At 74.2% G+C, this 17,940-nt stretch carries 16 protein-coding genes; 7 read left to right on the forward strand and 9 right to left on the reverse strand.

Annotated elements, in window-relative coordinates:
• Nucleotides 1-123 precede the first annotated feature (123 nt).
• Nucleotides 124-255: a hypothetical protein gene (locus EV189_RS20940; protein ID WP_269204165.1), complete on the forward strand. Its 132-nt coding sequence runs from the start codon at nucleotides 124-126 to the stop codon at nucleotides 253-255.
• Nucleotides 256-1,630: 1,375 nt separating this feature from the next.
• On the forward strand, nucleotides 1,631-2,047 hold the full coding sequence (locus tag EV189_RS20045) for a hypothetical protein (protein WP_165400124.1): 417 nt from the start codon (nucleotides 1,631-1,633) through the stop codon (nucleotides 2,045-2,047).
• Nucleotides 2,048-2,060: 13 nt separating this feature from the next.
• On the opposite strand, the gene EV189_RS04570 is transcribed toward EV189_RS20045, so the two are convergent.
• Nucleotides 2,061-2,279 carry a hypothetical protein gene (locus EV189_RS04570; protein WP_130491709.1) on the reverse strand — a complete coding sequence of 73 codons (219 nt, stop codon included), beginning with the start codon at nucleotides 2,277-2,279 and terminating at the stop codon, nucleotides 2,061-2,063.
• Between the two features lie 286 nt (nucleotides 2,280-2,565).
• Here EV189_RS04570 and EV189_RS04575 point away from each other — a divergent pair, with 286 nt between their 5' ends.
• Nucleotides 2,566-3,828 carry an IS110 family RNA-guided transposase gene (locus EV189_RS04575; protein ID WP_231116058.1) on the forward strand — a complete coding sequence of 421 codons (1,263 nt, stop codon included), beginning with the start codon at nucleotides 2,566-2,568 and terminating at the stop codon, nucleotides 3,826-3,828.
• A 1,019-nt stretch (nucleotides 3,829-4,847) separates the two neighbouring features.
• On the opposite strand, the gene EV189_RS04580 is transcribed toward EV189_RS04575, so the two are convergent.
• Nucleotides 4,848-6,275 (reverse strand): 8-oxoguanine deaminase, encoded by a 1,428-nt coding sequence (locus tag EV189_RS04580; protein WP_130491710.1) that lies wholly within the window; start codon nucleotides 6,273-6,275, stop codon nucleotides 4,848-4,850.
• Nucleotides 6,276-6,328: 53 nt separating this feature from the next.
• Here EV189_RS04580 and EV189_RS04585 point away from each other — a divergent pair, with 53 nt between their 5' ends.
• Both EV189_RS04585 and pucL read left to right on the forward strand, forming a co-directional pair.
• The gene (locus EV189_RS04585) at nucleotides 6,329-7,426 is read left to right on the forward strand and encodes a DUF6986 family protein (RefSeq protein WP_165400125.1); all 1,098 of its coding nucleotides are present in this window, start codon (nucleotides 6,329-6,331) and stop codon (nucleotides 7,424-7,426) included.
• A gap of 75 nt (nucleotides 7,427-7,501) precedes the next feature.
• Nucleotides 7,502-8,392, forward strand: coding sequence for a factor-independent urate hydroxylase (gene pucL, locus EV189_RS04590; protein ID WP_130491712.1), 891 nt, complete (start codon nucleotides 7,502-7,504; stop codon nucleotides 8,390-8,392).
• A gap of 1 nt (nucleotide 8,393) precedes the next feature.
• Here pucL and uraH read toward each other — a convergent pair whose 3' ends face one another.
• Genes uraH through EV189_RS04620 form a run of 6 tightly spaced genes read right to left on the reverse strand, consistent with a single transcriptional unit; the run spans nucleotide 8,394 to nucleotide 15,003 of the window.
• Nucleotides 8,394-8,705: a hydroxyisourate hydrolase gene (gene uraH / locus EV189_RS04595; protein ID WP_130491713.1), complete on the reverse strand. Its 312-nt coding sequence runs from the start codon at nucleotides 8,703-8,705 to the stop codon at nucleotides 8,394-8,396.
• Complete coding sequence (gene alc / locus EV189_RS04600) at nucleotides 8,702-10,171, reverse strand: allantoicase (RefSeq protein WP_130491714.1); 1,470 nt, start codon at nucleotides 10,169-10,171, stop codon at nucleotides 8,702-8,704. The genes uraH and alc overlap by 4 nt, the downstream gene beginning before the upstream one ends.
• Nucleotides 10,168-11,514 (reverse strand): allantoinase AllB, encoded by a 1,347-nt coding sequence (gene allB, locus EV189_RS04605; protein ID WP_130491715.1) that lies wholly within the window; start codon nucleotides 11,512-11,514, stop codon nucleotides 10,168-10,170. Before allB ends, alc begins: the two co-directional genes overlap by 4 nt.
• Complete coding sequence (gene pucD / locus EV189_RS04610) at nucleotides 11,511-13,736, reverse strand: xanthine dehydrogenase subunit D (RefSeq protein ID WP_130491716.1); 2,226 nt, start codon at nucleotides 13,734-13,736, stop codon at nucleotides 11,511-11,513. The genes allB and pucD overlap by 4 nt, the downstream gene beginning before the upstream one ends.
• Nucleotides 13,733-14,197, reverse strand: coding sequence for a (2Fe-2S)-binding protein (locus EV189_RS04615; protein ID WP_130491717.1), 465 nt, complete (start codon nucleotides 14,195-14,197; stop codon nucleotides 13,733-13,735). The genes pucD and EV189_RS04615 overlap by 4 nt, the downstream gene beginning before the upstream one ends.
• A complete protein-coding gene (locus EV189_RS04620; protein WP_165400126.1) occupies nucleotides 14,194-15,003 on the reverse strand; it encodes an FAD binding domain-containing protein in 810 nt (269 codons plus the stop codon). Before EV189_RS04620 ends, EV189_RS04615 begins: the two co-directional genes overlap by 4 nt.
• A gap of 174 nt (nucleotides 15,004-15,177) precedes the next feature.
• Between EV189_RS04620 and EV189_RS04625 the strand changes: the two genes are divergently transcribed.
• Together EV189_RS04625 and EV189_RS04630 are read left to right on the forward strand one after the other, a co-directional pair.
• Nucleotides 15,178-16,128, forward strand: coding sequence for an XdhC family protein (locus EV189_RS04625; RefSeq protein WP_130491719.1), 951 nt, complete (start codon nucleotides 15,178-15,180; stop codon nucleotides 16,126-16,128).
• Entirely contained in the window at nucleotides 16,125-16,679 is a 555-nt protein-coding gene (locus EV189_RS04630; protein WP_130491720.1) for a nucleotidyltransferase family protein, read from the forward strand. The genes EV189_RS04625 and EV189_RS04630 overlap by 4 nt, the downstream gene beginning before the upstream one ends.
• A gap of 6 nt (nucleotides 16,680-16,685) precedes the next feature.
• Here the strand turns inward: EV189_RS04630 and codA are convergent, their stop codons facing one another.
• A complete protein-coding gene (gene codA / locus EV189_RS04635) occupies nucleotides 16,686-17,939 on the reverse strand; it encodes a cytosine deaminase (RefSeq protein ID WP_130491957.1) in 1,254 nt (417 codons plus the stop codon).
• Between the last annotated feature and the right edge of the window lies 1 nt (nucleotide 17,940).

Below are 17,940 nucleotides of genomic sequence, written 5' to 3' on the forward strand. Positions count from 1 at the left end.
GGTCGTCCTCGGCATGGACGGAGGCCGGCGACCGCGACGAGCCGCATCAGCGGACGTCGTCAGTCCTACTGCGCCGCTCGTCGGTCGTCCGTTCCGATGGGTGCAGCGCCGTAGGGGCCAGCAGTGCCGGCGGAGGCGGAGGTCCTGTCGGCGCAGTTCGCGCTCGACGTCGACGGGGTCCAGGCGATGCGGAGCATCACGGAAGCGCCCCACCTCGGCGACTACTACTGGCACCTGCCAGTCCAGACCGCCTAGGCGACGGACGACGACCCCGGCCTGGCGATCGAGGCGGTCCTCCCCTCGGATGACCTGGCCGTCCTCGCCGATCCCGAGCCACCAGAGCCGAGCCACGCGTGGCAGCAGGGTGGAAGCCGGCCGCGCTGGATTCTGTCGCCGCCCTATTCGTCCTCCCGGGCCAAGCCGGAGCGGCTTCTGGTCGGCGACGACCTGCCGGTAGACCGGGCTCGGGGGACTGCTCGTGCTCGGACGAGTGAAGCGGGGTGACGTCGCGGGCAGCGGTTGCCAGGGGTGCCAGCGGGTGCGACGGCACCTACGCGGGCAGCTCGACGAGTCGGAGCCAGGCGCCTGGGAGCGCTTGATCGTCAGGCAGGTCGAGCTGGACCTGCCCTGAGATGGGCAGGTGGAGGATCTGCGCCGCCCGCTTTCCCGTGCACGAGAGGGTTCCTTGGAGGAGCACCACGGGATCGCCGGTGTGCTGGTACGGGCCCTGCCTCACGTCCAGGAGTCTCCAGACCAGCGCGTGTGCGCTGGCGTCGCACACGCCGTCAAGGCGTGCTCGAGCGCCCTTGTGGGCCGCGGCATCACTTCGTGATGTCAGCGTTCCGGTCGAGGGTGAGTACATCGCCAGGGACAGCTCTCTGCGCATCAGCGGCGGCGGTGAGGGGTCTGGCCGGAGGGACGCCGTGCCGACAGTCGAAGCGCTCACGGGTACGGCATGCGGGGGATCCGAGTGCGCGCTGCAGCCAGCGACGGCGAGCATCCCGGCGCAGATGCTCAAGACCCGCGAGCGCGTAGACACCGGCGCACGCTAGCAGTCCTGTCCCCGCCTACAAGGACAAGGGCTGTGAAATCCCTGGATCGGAGCGACGAGAAGGCTCCTCATCGGCGGCAGCGGACGTGCGCCGTCAGACGGCTAGCGCTTGACCGAGTTGGGGAGCGGCATGGCCAGGCAGGCGAGGAGTGCGAGTACGAGGACGCCTCGCGCCGAGGCTGCGACGTCACCCTTGGTCAGGCGACCCACCGTCAACGCACACCAGCGCGACCAGGTGCGTGAGGAGGACTCGCTGAGGCGTGGTCGAGCGCACGGGCGGCCGACGGTGAGGGCCGCCAGTTGGGGACGTCACGGCCGGGAAGTGCCCTCGCCGGTCGGCCTACATCGGCAGCTGCGGGCGCGAGAGCGCGCGCAGAGCGGCATGTGCGGACGTTCGAGGGGCAGGGCTGGGAGATGAGCGCTTGGCGTTGGCAGCCGCCGCCGGGCTGGCCGGAACCGCCCGATGGCTGGGCGCCGCCTCCAGGTTGGCGCCCAGACCCTGCGTGGCCCGCTCCGCCCGGGGGGTGGCAATGGTGGCGCCGCGACAGCGCATGGCGGGCAACTCCGCGGTGGGTGTACGTGGGCGGGCTGCTCTGGCTGGTCGGGTTAGTCCTCGCCTCCGGCGTGGCAGCACTTGGTGTCCGAACGGCGGGCTCCGCGAGCGACGTGCGCTGGGGGACAGTGACGGCGGGGGCCGCGCTCGCGCTCGGGTTGACCGTCGGGTGGGGGGCGTTGCTGGGTGCGGCCGCACGCTGGCGTGACCTGGCATGCAGCGTCGCCGCGGCGACGGCGGTGCTCATCGCGCTCTACGTCGGGGCGATGCTCTTCTGGCCGCGTGGAGACGACGTCAGCTCAGACGACGCGGCCGGCGCGGGTGTGGTGCTGCTGATCGTACCGATGGCGGTGAGCGTGGCCCTTTGCCTCGGGCTGGGTGCCGTGCCTGCCGCCCTAGTGCGACGCGGCCTCCAGCGCGGACGCGCCCGCAGGGCGGCATGAGCGGCCGTTGCTCCTACCGATTGCGGTGTCGTGTGTCACCCCGGAGGATTAGTTCGACCATGCGAGTCAGGGCGCCGGCGAGCAGCGCGAACATCACGGCCTGCAGCGGCGAGGTGATGCCGGTCAGATGCGCTACGGACCACACGATGGACCCCGCGATCACGGCGCGCGCAAGTCCTCCCAGTCGGCGCAGGAGGCTGGACGACCTCGACGCTTCCGGCAGCCGGCTCATCTGCACATGCTCCCCGATGAGTCCGACCTCCGAGGGCGGCATGCCGCACGGCGGCTACTTGTGGTCGACGTACGGCTCCAGCCCGGCCAGGCTGGGGTCGAGGTGTTCGGCGGGGTCGCTCTCACAGCGGCTGCCCACGGCTGGGTTGGTGTGGCTCTCTCATGGCGTGCGTCCCGCCGGGCACCGTGACGAGGTCGTGGCTCAAGAAAGGTCTGTCCCGCTCGAAGTAGCACTGCCCCCCTCGTCGACCCGTGGTGCGTCCGGCTCTTCAGGCGAGGAGGCAGCGGTGAGCAGGGTTGTCATCGGGGTGGACCCGCACAAGAGGTCCTCCACCATCGAGGTCATCGACGACGGCGAGAACGTCCTCGCCGTCGGCAGGTACGGCACCGACCGCGACGGCTACCAGCAGATGCTCGCCGCCGGCAGAGCGTGGCCGGACCGGCTGTGGGCGGTCGAGGGCTGCCAGGGCGTGGGCCGGTACCTGGCGCAGCGGCTGGTCGCTGACGGCGAGCTGGTGGTGGATGTGCCGGCGAAGCTGTCGGCGCGGGCGCGGGTGTTCTCCACCGGCCAAGGCCGCAAGACCGACGCCGCCGACGCGCACGCTGTCGCGGTCGTCGCGCTGCGTACTCCGCGGCTCGCCCGGGTCCGCGTGGATGACGCGACGGTCGCGCTGCGGCTGCTCGCGGAGCGGCGGGACGAGCTCGGCGCGGCGCGGACGTTGACGGTCAACCGGCTGCACCGCCTGCTCGCTGACATGGTGCCCGGCGGGGCGAAGCAGTTCCTGTCCGCGCAGCAGGCGAAAGCCCTGCTCACCGGCCTAGAGCCCGCCGACGGTGTGGTGGCCGTGACCCGGGTGGCGCTGGTCGAGGAGCTTGTCGTCGAGCTCGAGGCGATCGACGCGCGGATCACGACCGCGAAGCGGCAGCTCGACACCCTAGTCCGGTCGACGGGGTCGGGGCTGCTTCGCCTTAACGGGATCGGTCCGTCAGGGGCGGCACGGCTGCTCGGCGACATCGGCCAGATCGCACGGTTCCCGACCAAGGGTCACTTCGCGTCCTGGAACGGCACCGCCCCGATCGAAGCGTCCTCCGGGGACGTGCGCCGACACCGGCTGTCTCGGGCGGGGAACCGGCGGATCAACCGGGTGCTGCACATCATGGCGATCGTGCAGCTGCGCCACGACACCCCCGGGCGCCGCTACTACGACCGCAAGCGCGCCGAGGGCAAAAGCCCGATGGAGGCGATGCGGGCAATCAAGCGCCGGCTCTCCGACGTCGTCTACCGCCAGCTCGTCCAGGACCAGCGGCAGGACCAGCGGCACGAGCCCGGCGGGGAGGTGACGGGCCCGGGAGGACAAGCGGGGGCGACTACTGACTCCAGCGCGGCCGGCTACAACCCCGACACCGGCGCTTTGGAGAAGTCACTTCCCGGACCCGCCACGACCGAGGCTACGCCCGCAACCCCGCCCGGCACAGACCACACAACAGCCCGGACCCGCCGCCCCTCCATGGCGACGGCCCGCAGCCGGGGTCAAGCCGCTCCTGCTTGACACCGGCGAGGACCGGCGCACCCTGCACGGGCGGGGGAGCGGCGTTGACAACAGAAAGGAGCCATGAGCGAGCGCATCGGGCGACTACGACCTAGTGGCGATGACCCCCTGGTGTGCGCCCTTGCCGAGGCTTGCGAGCGAGCATGGAGACGGACCAGAAGATCATCGCGATCGCGGTCAGCGTTGCCCACAGACTGCGTCCCGGTCAGGTTCGAAAGATCGCTAACGCCCGCTGCCAGGAGCAACCCGACGCCGATGAGTAGGCCTAGCGCGGCTCCGAGTCGTCGGAGGCGGAGGCGGCGTTCCACGTGGTCCTCCTGCTCAGCGGCGTCTCGTTCCGCGCACCGTACCCGCTCCGCCCCTGCCCGGGGTTCACCTCTGGCGCGTTGAGCAACGTCCGCTCTTCGGCACGAGCGGACGTTCGCGAGCGGTTCCTCACCCGTGCTGACGGTGTCCTCCCGTTGCTGGAACGTCGTACCACTGCGTCCCCGAAGCCGCTCCATGGAGCTGGCACCGGAACTGAGAGGTCCGTCGCCGGCTCCGCTCCCTCCGCCCCCCACGCGCCTGGCCCGGGCGGACGAGCGCTGGCGACGCGTCGCGGCCGTGTCCCCGCGTGCAGGTGATCGAGGCCGCCGGCCGGTGACCGGTCCGCTCGTTTTGGGAGCGCGCTCCCCGCTCTGGTTGAGATGTCGCCACCGCACGCCGGCGCCCGCCAGGTCACGCGAGGCCGAGGTGCCCGGGGTACGGAGGAACCCGCTGGTCCTCGTGAGCGAGGTGTCGGGGCCCGAGCAGGCCGAGGGACCGGACCGCGTCGCGGGCCCGGGGCAGGTTTGTTGAACAGGGGCATGGCCCCGTTGCGGAAGCGGTCCACAACGGCGCCGCGACCGGCGCGGAGGGCCCAGGGGTCCGAGGCTCTCGTAAGCGGTGCCCTCCCCCTGGTGCCCGTCGACGCGCCGGGTCGCCCCCCAGCGGAGCAGCCCCCCGGTCAACCGCCCAACCGGCCTGCCTCGGCACTGGTGCTAGCCGAGCCGCTGCAGCCGTGCGGCCGCGGCGGAGTGCCGGCGCAGCACGTCGTCCAGGCCCGGAGCCGTGAGCTCGCCGCCGCGGACGACCGTCTTGCCGGCGACCACGGTGTGCCGGGCGGACACGGGGCCGCAGCGCAGCCACGCCTCGACGGGGTCGGTCAGCGCGCCGGCGAACGCCAGGCCGGTGAGCGGCCAGCAGACGAGGTCGGCGACGGCGCCGGGGCGCAGGACGCCCAGCTCCCCCAAACGTCCGAGGCAGGCCGCCGACCCGAGCGTCGCGATCTCCAGGGCGTCGCGCGCCCCCATCGCCGTCGGCCCCTCGCGCAGCCGGCCCACCAGCATGGCGTTCCGGGCTTCCATCCACAGCGAGGCCGAGTCCGTCGAGGACGAGCCGTCGCAGCCGAGCCCGACGTTGACGCCCGCCGCGCGCATCGCCCGCACGGGGGCGATGCCACCACCACCGATCATCATGTTGGACGACGGGCAGTGCGCGACGCCCACACCCGCGGCTCCGAGGCGGGCGATCTCGCCGTCGTCGGGATAGATGCAGTGCGCCACCCAGCTGCGGTCGGTGAGCCAGCCCACCTCCTCGAACTGGTCGATGGTGCGGCGCCCGAACGTCCTCGCGGCGAAGAGGTCCTCGTCCGGGTCCTCCGCGAGGTGCGTGTGCAGGCGTACGTCCAGCCGCTCGGCCAGCTCCGCCGTACGCCGCATGAGCTCCGGTGTCACCGAGAACGGCGAGCACGGCGCGAGGGCGATGCGGACCATCGCCCCCCACGAGGGGTCGTGGTGGCGCGCCACGAGCGCCTCGCTGTCGGCCAGGATCTCGTCGTCGTCCTGCACCACCGAGTCCGGCGGAAGCCCGCCGTCCTTCTGCGACAGGCTCATCGAGCCCCGCGTCGGGTGGAAGCGCATGCCCAGCTCGCGGGCGGCGCTGATCTCCGCGCTGATGAGGTCGCCCGCGCCGCGCGGGTGGACGTAGAGGTGGTCGGTGCTCGTCGTGCAGCCGCCGAGGGCGAGCTCGGCGAGACCGACCCATGCCGAGAGGTACGACGCCTCCTCGTCCAGCCCGGCCCACAACGGGTAGAGCCCGGTCAGCCAGTCGAACAGCGACGCCCGCGTCGTCGGCCGGTACGCGCGGGTGAGGTTCTGGTAGATGTGGTGGTGGGTGTTGATGAGCCCGGGTGTGACGAGGCAGTCCTGCGCCGAGAGCTCCTCCTGCGCCGCAGGCGGCTGGTCCTGCGCCCCGCCCACCGCGCTGACCAGGCCGTCCTGCACCGCGACCCACCCGCCGGGCAGCTCGCGCCGCTCGTCGTCCATCGTGACGAGCAGGGTGGCGCCGGTGATGAGCAGGTCCGCGGTCACCCGGGGAGTCTGGTCAGCCGGTGTTTCTCCGCGGTGGCAGGGAGATTGCCGGGGCATGTCCGGTGGGTCGCCCGCTTAGGATGCGGCTCCCCGACCTGCCGGAGGACGCCGTGCCCGAGCTGACCGACCTGCTCGCCCCTGTCGCGCAGCTCGACCTCGCGCCGGCGGCGACACCGGCCCACCCGCTCCACACCTGCTACGTCCCGGCCGACCGAATGCGCCCCGGGGAGCACCTGCGGTGGGGCGAGGAAGCGCTGGCCCTGCTGGACTCCTGCGCGCCCGACGAGGAGGCGCTCGCCGCCGCGGTCGGACGCCCCCTCCCGCCCGGCACGTACGCGCGGGTGCGCGAGCTGCTCGCCGTGGCCCCGGTGCAGGACCTGCGGGTGGACCTGGAGGACGGCTACGGCGTCCGCCCCGACGACGAGGAGGACGCGGCGGTGGAGGCCGCGGTCGCGGCGCTCGCGGAGGCGCCGCCGCCGTCGTTCGGCCTGCGGGTCAAGTCGCTGGAGCCGGCGACGATGCACCGCGCCTTACGCACGCTCGAGGGCTGGACCGCCGCGCTCGCTGGGGCAGCCCTCCCCGCCGGCATCGTCACGCTGCCCAAGGCGCAGGACCCGCGGCAGGTCGAGGTCGCCGTTGCGGTGCTGGGCGAGCTGGAGCGCAGGACCGGCCTGCGGCCCGCGCTCGAGCTCCAGGTCGAGACCGCGCTCGGGGTCGTCGACCGGTCCGGGGCCACGACGGTCGCCGGCCTGCTCGCCGCCGGGCAGGGAACGGTGACCGGGATCCACTTCGGGACCTACGACTTCACCGCGTCGCTCGGTATCGCTCCCCAGGAGCAGGCGCTCGACAACCCCGTGGCCGACGCGGCGAAGGACCTGCTCCAGCTGGTGGCCGCGACGCACGGAGTCCCGGTGAGCGACGGGTCGACCAACCTGCTGCCGGTCGGCGACGCGGGGCAGGTGCGTGGGGTCTGGGCCGAGCACACCCGCCTCGTCGAGCGTGGGCTGCGGCGCGGGCTGTGGCAGGGCTGGGACATGCACCCCGGGCACCTCGTCTCGCGCTGGACGGCGTGCACCGCCTTCTTCCTGGCGCGCCTGCCCGAGGTCCGCGAGCGGCTCGCCGGCGGGCGCGCGGGCGTCGCGGACGAGCCGGCGACCGTGCGCATGCTCGAGGCCTTCGACCGGCGCGCCCGGTCGCTCGGGCTCTGAGCCGCGCGGAAACCGAGCCGAAACAGCGGGGACACCGCGGCCGCGCAGACTGGCGGCCAGTTCCGAGGAGGGCGCATGGGGCACCTGCTGGGCCACCACCAGTACGGCAAGGCGGAGATCCGTGTGGTGCGGCTCTTCCGCGACAGCGACCCGCACCAGATCGTCGACTACAACGTCTCGGTCGCCGTCTCCGGCGACATCGGCGAGACGTGGCTCTCGGGCGACAACTCGGCGTGCCTGACGACCGACGCGATGAAGAACACCGTCAACGCGTTCGCCCGCTCGCAGCCCGACGCCGTGCGCCAGCCGGAGGAGTTCGCCCGCGTCCTCGCCCGCCACTTCGTCGAGACCGTGCCGCAGATCGGCACGGCCCGCGTCAGCATCGAGTCGTACGGGTGGGACCGGCTCGCCGGCCACCCGCACGCGTTCGCCCGCAGCGGGCGCCTCGTACGGACCTGCAGCGTCGTCCGCAGCAGCGACGAGGAGTGGGTGACGAGCGGGCTGCGCGACCTCGTCGTGCTCAAGACGACGGACTCGGAGTTCTGGGGGTTCTACACCGACGCGTACACCACCCTCCCGCCGACGCAGGACAGGATCCTCGCGACCGCAGTGACCGCACAGTGGTGGCACACCCCGGCCGAAGGGCCGCAGGACTGGGACGCGTCGCACCTCGCCGTCGTCGACGCGCTGACGGAGACGTTCGCCGGGCACCACAGCCTGGCGCTGCAGCAGACGCTGTTCGCGATGGGCGAGGCCGTGCTCGACGCGGCCAAGGGTGTCGCGGAGATCCGCCTCTCGATGCCCAACAAGCACCACTTCCTGCTGGACCTCAGCGCCTTCGGCCTCGACAACCCCGGAGAGGTGTTCCACGCCGACGACCGGCCCTACGGCCTCATCGAGGGGACCGTCCGGCGGGAGGGCGCCGGGGAGCCGGGTCCGGCGTACGACCCCGGGCAGGCGTGGTAGCTCAGCTGCCGCGGTAGGTGCTGTAGCCGAACGGCGACAGCAGCAGCGGGACGTGGAGGTGCCCGTCGTCGCTCGCCCGGAAGGCCAGGACGACCTCCGGGAAGAACGCGTCCGGCCCGAGGTGCCCGGCGACGTCGAAGATCAGCCGCCACAGGCCCGGCCCCCACTGCTCGGTCGGCACGAGGTCCTTCGCGCGCCCGTCGGCGTCCGTGACGGCCAGCGCCACGGGCCCGGAGACGTCCTCGACGCGGACGGGCAGGTCGGGGACCGGTCGCCCGGTCGCGAGGTCCAGCACGTGGGTCGAGAGCGTCATGGTCCCTCCAGCAGGCGGCGGACGCGCAGCAGCAGGATCTCCAGCTGCTGCGCGGAGGCCACCTCGAGCTCGGTCTCGGGGTCGTTGTCGAGCCGCTGCCGCAGCAGGGCCAGCATCTCGTCGGCCGTGCGCCCGCTCGCGCGCACGACGTAGGTGAAGCCGAAGCGCTCCTCGTACGCCGCGTTGCCCGTCGCGATCTCCGCCAGCACCGCCGTGTCCGCCCCGTCGGCTCCGGCCTGCTCGCGCCGCTCCTGGCTGCCCGCGCGAGGCTTCTCGCCGATCCGGGGGTGGGCCAGCAGTGCCTCCAGCCGGTCACGGTCGGGGAGGGTGTTCCACACCTCCTCGGCGACCGAGGGGAGCGCGTCGAGGAAGGGCCTGCGACTCAGCACGTCCTCGACCCACCGCGACGACCCGCACACCGCTGTGAGCTCGCGGCGCAGCGCCGCCTCCGGCAGCGCGTCGAGCCACCGCTCGGCCCACTCGCGTCGCCCGGCCGCGGTGGGCACGGCGGCGGTGCGCAGCCGCGCGACCCCGCCGTCCGGGTGCACGGTGAGCAGGAGCTCGCGGACCGGCTCGGCGCTGTCGACCGCGAGGTGGTGGCGCTGGTCCGGCTGCAACGGCGTCGGCGGCACCAGCGGGACCCACTCCTCGCGGGAGCTCCGCCCGCTCAGCTCGGCCGACTCGGGCGCATTGCCCTTGAAGTGGCGCGTGTCCAGGATGACCTGCCGCAGCGTGCACTCGGTCGCCAGCGTGAGGCGCACCCAGTCCGCTCCCGGACCGCGCCGCCGCCTCGTCTCCCAGCCCTCGCCCATGCTGCGCGCCTCACCGGGCGCGACGAGGTTGGCCCTGCGCCCGAAGTGCATGTCGCTGCAGGACGGCACGATCCCGCCCCACTCCGCGGCCGCGAGGTCGACGGTGAGCCCGTCGGCGAGCCGTGGGTCGGGCAGCGCCGGGCCGTGCACGCGGAGCCGCGCGATGCCGCCGTCCGGCGCGGCGCGGAGCCGGACGTGGGTGACCGTCCGCGACACCGGCACGGGCAGCGCGTGGAGCGCGTCGGGCTCGAGCGGCTGCGGCGGCAGCAGCTCCTCCCACTCCGCGGCGAGGACCTCAGAAGGGGAGGGGTTGCCGGGCAGCCAGGTCCCGTCGAGGGCGGCGGACTCCATCTGGTTGCCGGAGAACCACCCGGTGTCCACGACGACGACCGTCGGGACGCCCGGGGCGCCGAGCCTGATGACCGCCCAGTCGGCCGCGCCGTCGTAGCGCCGCTCCCCGCGGCGGCGCCGCGTCTCCCACCCGTCCATCCACTGGCCGTGCTCGTCGTAGGTCCCGCGCCGGCTCACCGGCCGGTCGGGCTGCAGCATCCGCTCGGCGGGGCCGAAGAACTCGTCGCTCACTGCGATGACCGTGCCGCCGAAGCGCGCCCCCGTGAGGTCGGGGTACGCGTCGAGCCGCGGGTCCGTGCTCATGCGCCCGCCCCGACGGAGACGCCACGGTTGAGCAGCAGGCCACGCGGCGGCGCCGCCTGCTCGACGCGCTCGCCGCGGAGCCACGTCTGGGCCACCACACCGGAGAGCCGCTTGCCGTGCCATGGCGAGATCTTGTGCCGCTGCAGCAGGTCCTCGGCCTTCACCACGAACTCCGCATCGGGGTCCCACACCACGAGGTCCGCGTCCTTCCCCACGTCGATGCCGCCCTTCTGCGGCAGGCCGGCGATGCGCGCCGGTGTCGCCGACTGCCAGCGCGCCATGTCGACGAGTCCGTAGCCGAGCTGGCGCGCCGCGGTCCAGACGACGGGGAGGGAGGTCTGGATGCCCGAGATGCCGCCCCACGCCGTACCGAAGTCCCCGGTGTCGAGGGACTTCACCTCCGGCGACGCCGGTGAGTGGTCCGAGACCATGCAGTCGATGACGCCGTCGCCCAGGGCGCGCCACAGCGCAGCGCGGTTGGCCTCCGAGCGCACGGGGGGCGCGCACTTGCACTGGGTCGCACCGTCGGGGATGTCCTCTGCGCTCAGCGAGAGGTAGTGCGGGCACGTCTCGACCGTGATCGGCAGCCCTTCGGCGCGGGCGGACCGCAGCAGCGGCAGGCACTCCTGCGCCGAGAGGTGGAGGATGTGCGCGCGGCCACCGGTCGTGCGGACCGCGTCGATGACCGACTGCACGGCTTCGACCTCGGCCTCGGGAGGGCGGGAGGCGACGTACGCGGCGTAGCTCCGGCCCTGCGGCGCAGGCGCGCGCTCCAGCGGCCCGGGTGCCTCCGCGTGCACGATCACCGGGACGCCGAGCCGCGCGGTCACCGCGAGCGCGCGCTCGAGCTCGCCCGGCCCGATGGAGCAGAACTCGTCGACACCGCTCGGCACGAGAAACACCTTGAAGCCACACACACCGGCGGCCACGAGCGGCGCGACGGACGACGTGTCGTCGGAGGTGATGCCTCCCCAGAAGGCGACGTCGACGACGACCTGGTCCTGCGCCGCCGCGCGCTTCTCCGCCAGAGCCCCGACCGTCGTCGTGGCCGGGATGGAGTTCAGCGGCATGTCGACGATGGTCGTGACACCACCGGCGGCAGCGGCGGCGGTGGCCGTTGCGAAGCCCTCCCACTGCGTACGTCCCGGCTCGTTGACGTGCACGTGGCTGTCGACGAGCCCGGGAGACACGACGAGCCCGGTCACGTCGTGGAGCTCGACGTCACGGGGGAGCGGCGCGGTCCCAGAGAGGACCGCGCTGATCGCGCCCTCGTCGATCAGGACCGTCGCCGGGCGCACCCCGGAGGGCAGCACCACACGGTCGCTGCGCAGGGCTGTGGTCACGGCGTCTCCTCCACGACGAGGTCCTCGGGGCGCACCGGCAGGCGGGTCAGCGGGTTCCCGGTCGCCGCCCGCAGCGCGGCGACGACGGCGGCGGGCGAGCTCACGTGGGGCGCCTCGCCGACGCCCTTCGCGCCGTACGGCGCCCGCGGGTCGGGCACCTCGACCAGGCGGACGTCGACGTCCGGGACGTCGAGCGTCGTCGGCAGCAGGTAGTCGCCGAAGCCCGGGCCGAGCACGCGACCGCCGTCGAGCACGAGCTCCTCCATCAGCGCGAGCCCGGCTCCCTGCACGGACCCGCCCTCCACCTGCCCGAGCAGACCGAGCGGGCTCAGCGCGCGGCCGACGTCCTGCGCGGTCGCGAGCTGCACGAGCCGGGAGGTCCCGAGGTCGAGGTCGACGTCGACGACGGCGCGGTGCGCGACGTACGCGAAGGCGACGTGCGGCGAGCCCTGCCCGCGCGCGTCGAGCCCCGTCGTGGGGTGGTGGCGGTAGGTCCGTTCGGCGTCCACACCGTCGCCGACGAGCTCGCCGAGCGGGACGGACTCCCCGGCCTCGGAGGCGACCGCCCTGCCCTCGAGGAGCTCCCACGCCCCAGCGGGTACGCCGCGGCCCGCCGCCCGCACGCGCAGCTCGTCGGCCACGGCGGCGCAGGCCATCCGCACCGCACCGCCGGACACCCAGGTCTGCCGGGCCGCGCTCGTCGAGCCGGCTGAGGCGATCGAGGTGTCCGCCTGCAGCAGCTCGACCTCGTCGACACCGAGCTCGGAGCGGACGATCTGGCGCGCCAGCGTGACGAACCCCTGCCCGACCTCGGCGCAGGCGCTGCGCACGACGGCGCGCACGGTGCCGTCCACGACCTCCAGCCGGACGTGCGCCGTCGAGGGGTCGTCGTAGCCCTCGGAGAACGCAATGTTCTTGTAGCCGAGAGCGATGCCGATGCCGCGGCGCACCCGTGCAGGATCGGCGCAGCGGCCCTGGCCGCCCGGCAGGAGGAGCTCGTCGGCCTCGTCGTGCCGTGCCGGCAGCGGGATCTGCGCGAGCTCGGCGAGCACCTCGTGGGCGGGTGACGGGTCGACGACCTCCTGCCCGGTGGGCAGGCGGTCGCCGGGACGTACGGCGTTGATCTCGCGCAGCTGCAGCGGGTCCATGTCGAGCGCCGCAGCGAGCCGGTCCATCTGGGCCTCGTGGCCCGCGCACACCTGCACGACGCCGAACCCGCGCATCGCGCCGTTGGGTGGGTTGTTTGTGCGCACCACCAGGCCCTCGAGGCGCGCGTTGGGCACGGCGTACGGGCCGGCGGCCATCGTCGTCGCGTTGCCCACGACCGCCCAGGACGAGCTCTGGTACGCGCCACCGTCGAGCAGGATCCGCGCGCTCACCGAGACGAGGCGGCCGTCGCGCGTCGCCGTGTGCCGGTAGTGCATGCGCGCGGGGTGCCGGTGCACGTGGCCGAGGAACGACTCCTGCCTGGTGTACACCATCTTCACGGGCTTGCCGGTGAGCATGGCGAGCAGGCTGCAGTGCACCTGCAGCGTCACGTCCTCCCGGCCGCCGAACGCGCCGCCGACCCCGCCGAGCGTGACCCGGACGAGCTCGGACGGCAGGGCGAGGCAGTCCGCCACCTGGCGCTGGTCGACGTGGAGCCACTGGGTGGCGACGGTGAGATCGACGCCGCCGTCGGCCGCCGGGACGGCCAGCGCGGCCTCGGGGGCGAGGAACGCCTGGTCCTGCACGCCGATGACGTAGTCGCCCTCGACCACGACGTCGCCCTCGGCCTCCGGGTCGCCGTGCTCCACCACCAGGTGGCGGTAGGTGTCGTCCACGGCGAGCTCGGGATCGGTCAGGGGAGCCAGCACCTCCCAGGTCGCGACGACGGCGCGGGCGCCGGCCTCGGCGGCGGCGCGGGTCTCGGCCGCGACGGCTGCGACGGGCTCGCCGTGGTAGCGCGCGACGTCGCTGACGAAGACCGCCTGATCGGTGACATCCAGCCCGTAGCAGGGGTTCCCCGGCACGTCGGCCGAAGTCGCGACGCGGACGACGCCCGCCACCGCGTACGCCGGGGTGACGTCGAGCGCGACGAGCCGGGCGTGCGGGTGGGGGCAGCGGACGGTCGCCCCGTGCAGCATGCCGGGGACGATGAGGTCGTTGGCGTAGGTGAAGGTTCCCGTCGCCTTGGCCGTGCCGTCGGGCCGACGAGCGCTCCCGCCGATCCGCTCGGTCACGCGTCCTCCGCCGCGAGGGCGTGGACCGCGGCGATGATGCGGGCGTATCCCGTGCAGCGGCAGAGGTTCCCGCTCAGCGCCTCGCGCACGGCGGTGTCGCTCGGGTGCGGGTCCGCGGCCAGCAGGGCCGTGATCGCGACGGCCATCCCCGGCGTGCAGAAGCCGCACTGGACGGCCCCGGCCTCGACGAGGGCCTGCTGCACGCGCGAGGGTGCGTCAGGGGTGCCGAGGCCGGCGGCCGTCGTCACCTCGCGCCCTTCCGCATCGGCGGCCAGCACGGTGCAGCTCGTGGCGAGCGTCCCGTCGAGCAGCACGCTGCAGGTCCCGCACCGGCCCTGCAGGCAGCCCTCCTTGACCGCGGTGCATCCGACGCGCTCGCGCAGCGCCGCGAGCAGGGTGTCGGAGGCGGCATCCTCCCCGAGCTCGTGCGGGGTGCCGTCGACCGAGAGCACCCAGCTCATGCGGCGACCGGCTCGAGCTGCGCGGCGGCCCGGCCGACCGCGCGGGCGGCGAGGACGCCGGCCGTGCGCCGTCGGTGGGCGGCACTGGTGCGCAGTCCGGACGTGGCCCAGCCGATCCCGCGCTCCACCAGCGCCGCGACCTGGGCGAGTGCAGTCGGGTCGAGCGCGCTCGCGGCCACGGCCTCCGCCTCCGGCATGCGCAGCGGCTCGCTGGCCACGCCGCCGACGGCGATCCGCACACCGCCCGGACCGAGCACCGCCGCGGCGCTCGCCGTTGCCCCGATGACGGCCTGGCGCTCTCCCGCCTTGAGGTACGCGACTCCCGGCCCCGGGAGCGCGTAGACCACCGCGGTGACGAGCTCGTCGGGGCGCCGGGCCTCCGCGCGCCAGGCAGTGAGCGGCAGCCGGCGCAGGCCGCCGCGGCTCTGCACGAGGACGTCGGCCTCGAGGGCGGCGAGCGCGGTGACGAGGTCCCCTGCGCCTCCCGTGCCGAGCGCGCCGCCGACCGTGCCCGACCCGCGCTGGGCGGGTGAGCCCACGGTCAGGGCCGTCGCCCGCAGCAGCGGCAGCTCCCCGCTGACCAGCTCGGCGTAGGTCGTCATCGCCCCGACGACGACGCGGTCCCCGATGACCTCGACGCGCCGCAGCTCGGGGATGCGCTGGAGCGACACCAGGTGCGGCGGGTCGAGCCGCCCCGCCGACCGGTCGACGAGCAGCGTCGTCCCCCCGGCGACGGGCACAGCTCCCGGGAGGTCGGCGAGCGCGTCGAGGGCAGCGCTCACGCTGGTGGGTCGGGCGACGGTCAACCGCTGCTCCTTCCGGCTCTCGGGGCGGCCACCGGTCACGCTGCCACACGCGAGGGGCGCTCCGGCCGTCGGCAACCGCGCCGAAACAGCTGCACCGGTGAGGTTTTACACCGTGGACATCTGCGCCGCTGTCGCGTTCACCCAGCCGCGACGTGGGCTTCCTACCGTGGTGCCATGCTGCGCGAGGTGTGGCCGTTCGTCGCGGCCGAGCGGGGAGCCGGGCGACGGGTGGTGCTGGCCAGGCTCGTCGCGCGCTCCGGCCCCGGAGCGCGCCCGGTCGGTGCGGCCCTGGCGGTGTCCGAGTCCGGCGCGTGGGCCGGGTCCGTGTCCGGCGGCTGCGTCGACGGTGACGTGCTCGCCGTCGCCCGTGCCGTGCTGGACGGAGCGGCACCGCGTACCGTCCGCTGCTCGGCCGGGGGCGACCGGATGCCGTGGGAGGCGGGGCCCAGCTGCCGCTCGCTGCTGCAGGTGCTCGTCGCGCCCGCCCCCGAGGACGGGACCGTGGTCGCGGTGTCGGAAGCACTGGAGGGTGTGGTGCCGGTGACGGTGCGGACGTCGCTCGACCCGCCGTACGCGATGGTGCTGGGGGAGGACCCGTTGCCCGGAAGGACGTTCGACGAGGTGCTCGACCCTCGTCCGCTGCTCGTGCTCGTCGGCGCCACCGACGTCGCCACGGCCCTGGCGCCGTTGGCCGACGCGGTCGGGAGGCGGGTCGTCGTGGTCGACCCGCGGCCGGACTTCGCGCAGCCGCAGCGCGTCCCCGGCTCCGAGGTCCGGTGCGCGTGGCCGCAGCAGGTCCTGCCCTCGCTGGGGCTGCAGGAGCGCGACGCCGTGCTCGTCCTCACCCACGACGCGAAGATCGACGACCCGGCCCTGCGCGCCGCCCTCGGCACCGCCGCGGGGCACATCGGCGTGCTCGGCAGCCGGGCCACGCACGCCGAGCGCCTCTCCCGACTGGCGGGAGCGCCGGGGCTGGGACGGATCTCGGGCCCGGCCGGCCTCGACCTCGGCGGCAGCACGGCAGCGGAGGTGGCGCTGTCGATGCTCGCCGAGGTCGTGGCCGTGGCGCACGGGCGCGGGGGAGAGCGGCTCTCGGCCACGATGGGGCCGGTGCAGGCCGCATGAGCGTCTGGGCCCTGGTCCTCGCCGCCGGCGCCTCGCGCCGCCTCGGCCGTCCCAAGCAGCTCGAGGTCGTCCGTGGTCGCCCGCTGCTGGCGCACGCCCTCGACGCCGCGTCCGCCGCGGACGAGGTGCTCGTGCTCACCGGGGCGTACGCCGAGCGGATGGGCGGCCTGCTGCCCGACGTGCCCGTCCTCCACATCGCGAACTGGGGGCGCGGGATGGGTCACGTCCTCGCCTGCGGCGTCCGCGCCCTGCCGCCCGAGGCGGAGGCCGTGGTCGTGCTCCTGGCGGACACCCCCGGGATCGGGGCGAGCGCCGTGGGTGAGGTGATCGCGGCCTGGCACGCCGGCGCCGGGCCCGTCGTCTCGGCGGAGTACGACGGCGTCTCCGGGCACCCGCGGCTCTTCGACCGGTCGCTGTTCGCGGAGCTCGGGGACCTCGAGGGTGACACCGGCGCGGCCTCGCTGCTGCAGCGCCACCCGGTGGCCCTGGTGCCCGTCCTGGGCGACCCCGTCGACATCGACGACGAGGAGACCCTCGCCCTCGCGCGCTGAGGATCCTCAACGGGGACGGAAGTCCACCGCCTCCTCGTCCCCGTGCCACACGACCCTGCTCTGCGCCGGCTCCGTCCGCGCCACGACCTTCCCGTCGCGCAGCACGGCGAAGCGGCGCGGCTGCAGCCGCAGCGCCTCCGCCTCCGAGGTGGCGTCGTGCACCACGAGGTCGGCCGGGCCGCCGAGGCGGATGCCGTAGTCCGCGAGCCCGAGGGCCGCTGCCGGCGCGGTGGTCACCATGGAGACCAGCCGCCGCAGCTCCTCGTCCCCGCTGAGGTGGCCGATGTGGGCGAGCACGAACGCCGCCTGCATCGGGTCGCCGGAGCCGAGGGGGTACCACGGGTCCATCACCGAGTCGTGCCCGACCGCGACGTTGACCCCGGCCGCCTGCAGCTCCTTGACCCGGGTGAGCCCACGGCGCACCGGTCCGGTGTCGAAGCGCCCCTGCAGCACGGCGTTGTCGAGCGGGTTGACCGTCATGTGCAGGCCGGCGCGGGCGATGTTGCGGATGAGGCGGTACGCGTAGGCCGCGCCGTAGGAGCCCATCGCCGTGGTGTGGCTGGCGGTGACCCGCCCGGACATGCCGCGCTTGATCGTCTCGGCGGCCATGACCTCGACGAAGCGCGCGTGGTCGTCGTCGGTCTCGTCGCAGTGGATGTCGACCCGCAGCCCGTGCTCCTCGGCGAGCGCGAAGGCGAACTGCACGCTCGCCACACCGTCCTCGCGGGTGAGCTCGTAGTGCGGGATGCCCCCGACGACGTCGGCGCCGAGCGCGACCGCCTTGCGCATCAGCGCTTCCCCGCCCGCGAAGCCGAGGACGCCCTGCTGCGGGAAGGCGACGATCTGCAGGTCGACGAGCCCCCGCGCCTCCTCGCGCAGCTCGACCAGTGCCCGCAGCGCGCGGAGCTCGGGGTCGCAGACGTCGACGTGCGTGCGGACGTGCTGGACGCCGTGGGCGAGCTGCCAGCGGAGGACCTGCCGCGTACGCGCCAGCACGTCGTCGACGGAGAGGGTGGCGACCCGCTCGGCCCAGACGGCGATCCCCTCGAACAGCGAGCCGGAGACGTTGGGCCGGGGCTGGCCGACGGTGAGCACGGCATCGAGGTGGATGTGCGGCTCGACGAGCGGCGGGGTCACCAGCCGGCCGGCCAGGTCGAGGACCTGCGCCGGACTGCCGTCGGGCTCGACGAACCTGCCGTCCTGCACGGCGAGGTCGACGAGCTCCGGGACGCCCGGGAGGCGGGCGCCCCGGAGGAGCAGG

This window comes from Motilibacter rhizosphaerae (assembly GCF_004216915.1).
GTDB classification, from domain to species: Bacteria; Actinomycetota; Actinomycetes; order Motilibacterales; family Motilibacteraceae; genus Motilibacter; species Motilibacter rhizosphaerae.

What these genes read in the sequence shown, in the direction of transcription:
- EV189_RS04615 (WP_130491717.1), bottom strand. Translation starts at nt 14,197, where the DNA reads ATGAGCTGGGTGCTCTCGGTCGACGGCACCCCGCACGAGCTCGGGGAG.
- EV189_RS04625 (WP_130491719.1), top strand. Translation starts at nt 15,178, where the DNA reads ATGCTGCGCGAGGTGTGGCCGTTCGTCGCGGCCGAGCGGGGAGCCGGG.
- alc (WP_130491714.1), bottom strand. Translation starts at nt 10,171, where the DNA reads ATGAGCACGGACCCGCGGCTCGACGCGTACCCCGACCTCACGGGGGCG.
- EV189_RS04570 (WP_130491709.1), bottom strand. Translation starts at nt 2,279, where the DNA reads ATGAGCCGGCTGCCGGAAGCGTCGAGGTCGTCCAGCCTCCTGCGCCGA.
- pucL (WP_130491712.1), top strand. Translation starts at nt 7,502, where the DNA reads ATGGGGCACCTGCTGGGCCACCACCAGTACGGCAAGGCGGAGATCCGT.
- EV189_RS04630 (WP_130491720.1), top strand. Translation starts at nt 16,125, where the DNA reads ATGAGCGTCTGGGCCCTGGTCCTCGCCGCCGGCGCCTCGCGCCGCCTC.
- EV189_RS04580 (WP_130491710.1), bottom strand. Translation starts at nt 6,275, where the DNA reads ATGCCCCGGCAATCTCCCTGCCACCGCGGAGAAACACCGGCTGACCAG.
- uraH (WP_130491713.1), bottom strand. Translation starts at nt 8,705, where the DNA reads ATGACGCTCTCGACCCACGTGCTGGACCTCGCGACCGGGCGACCGGTC.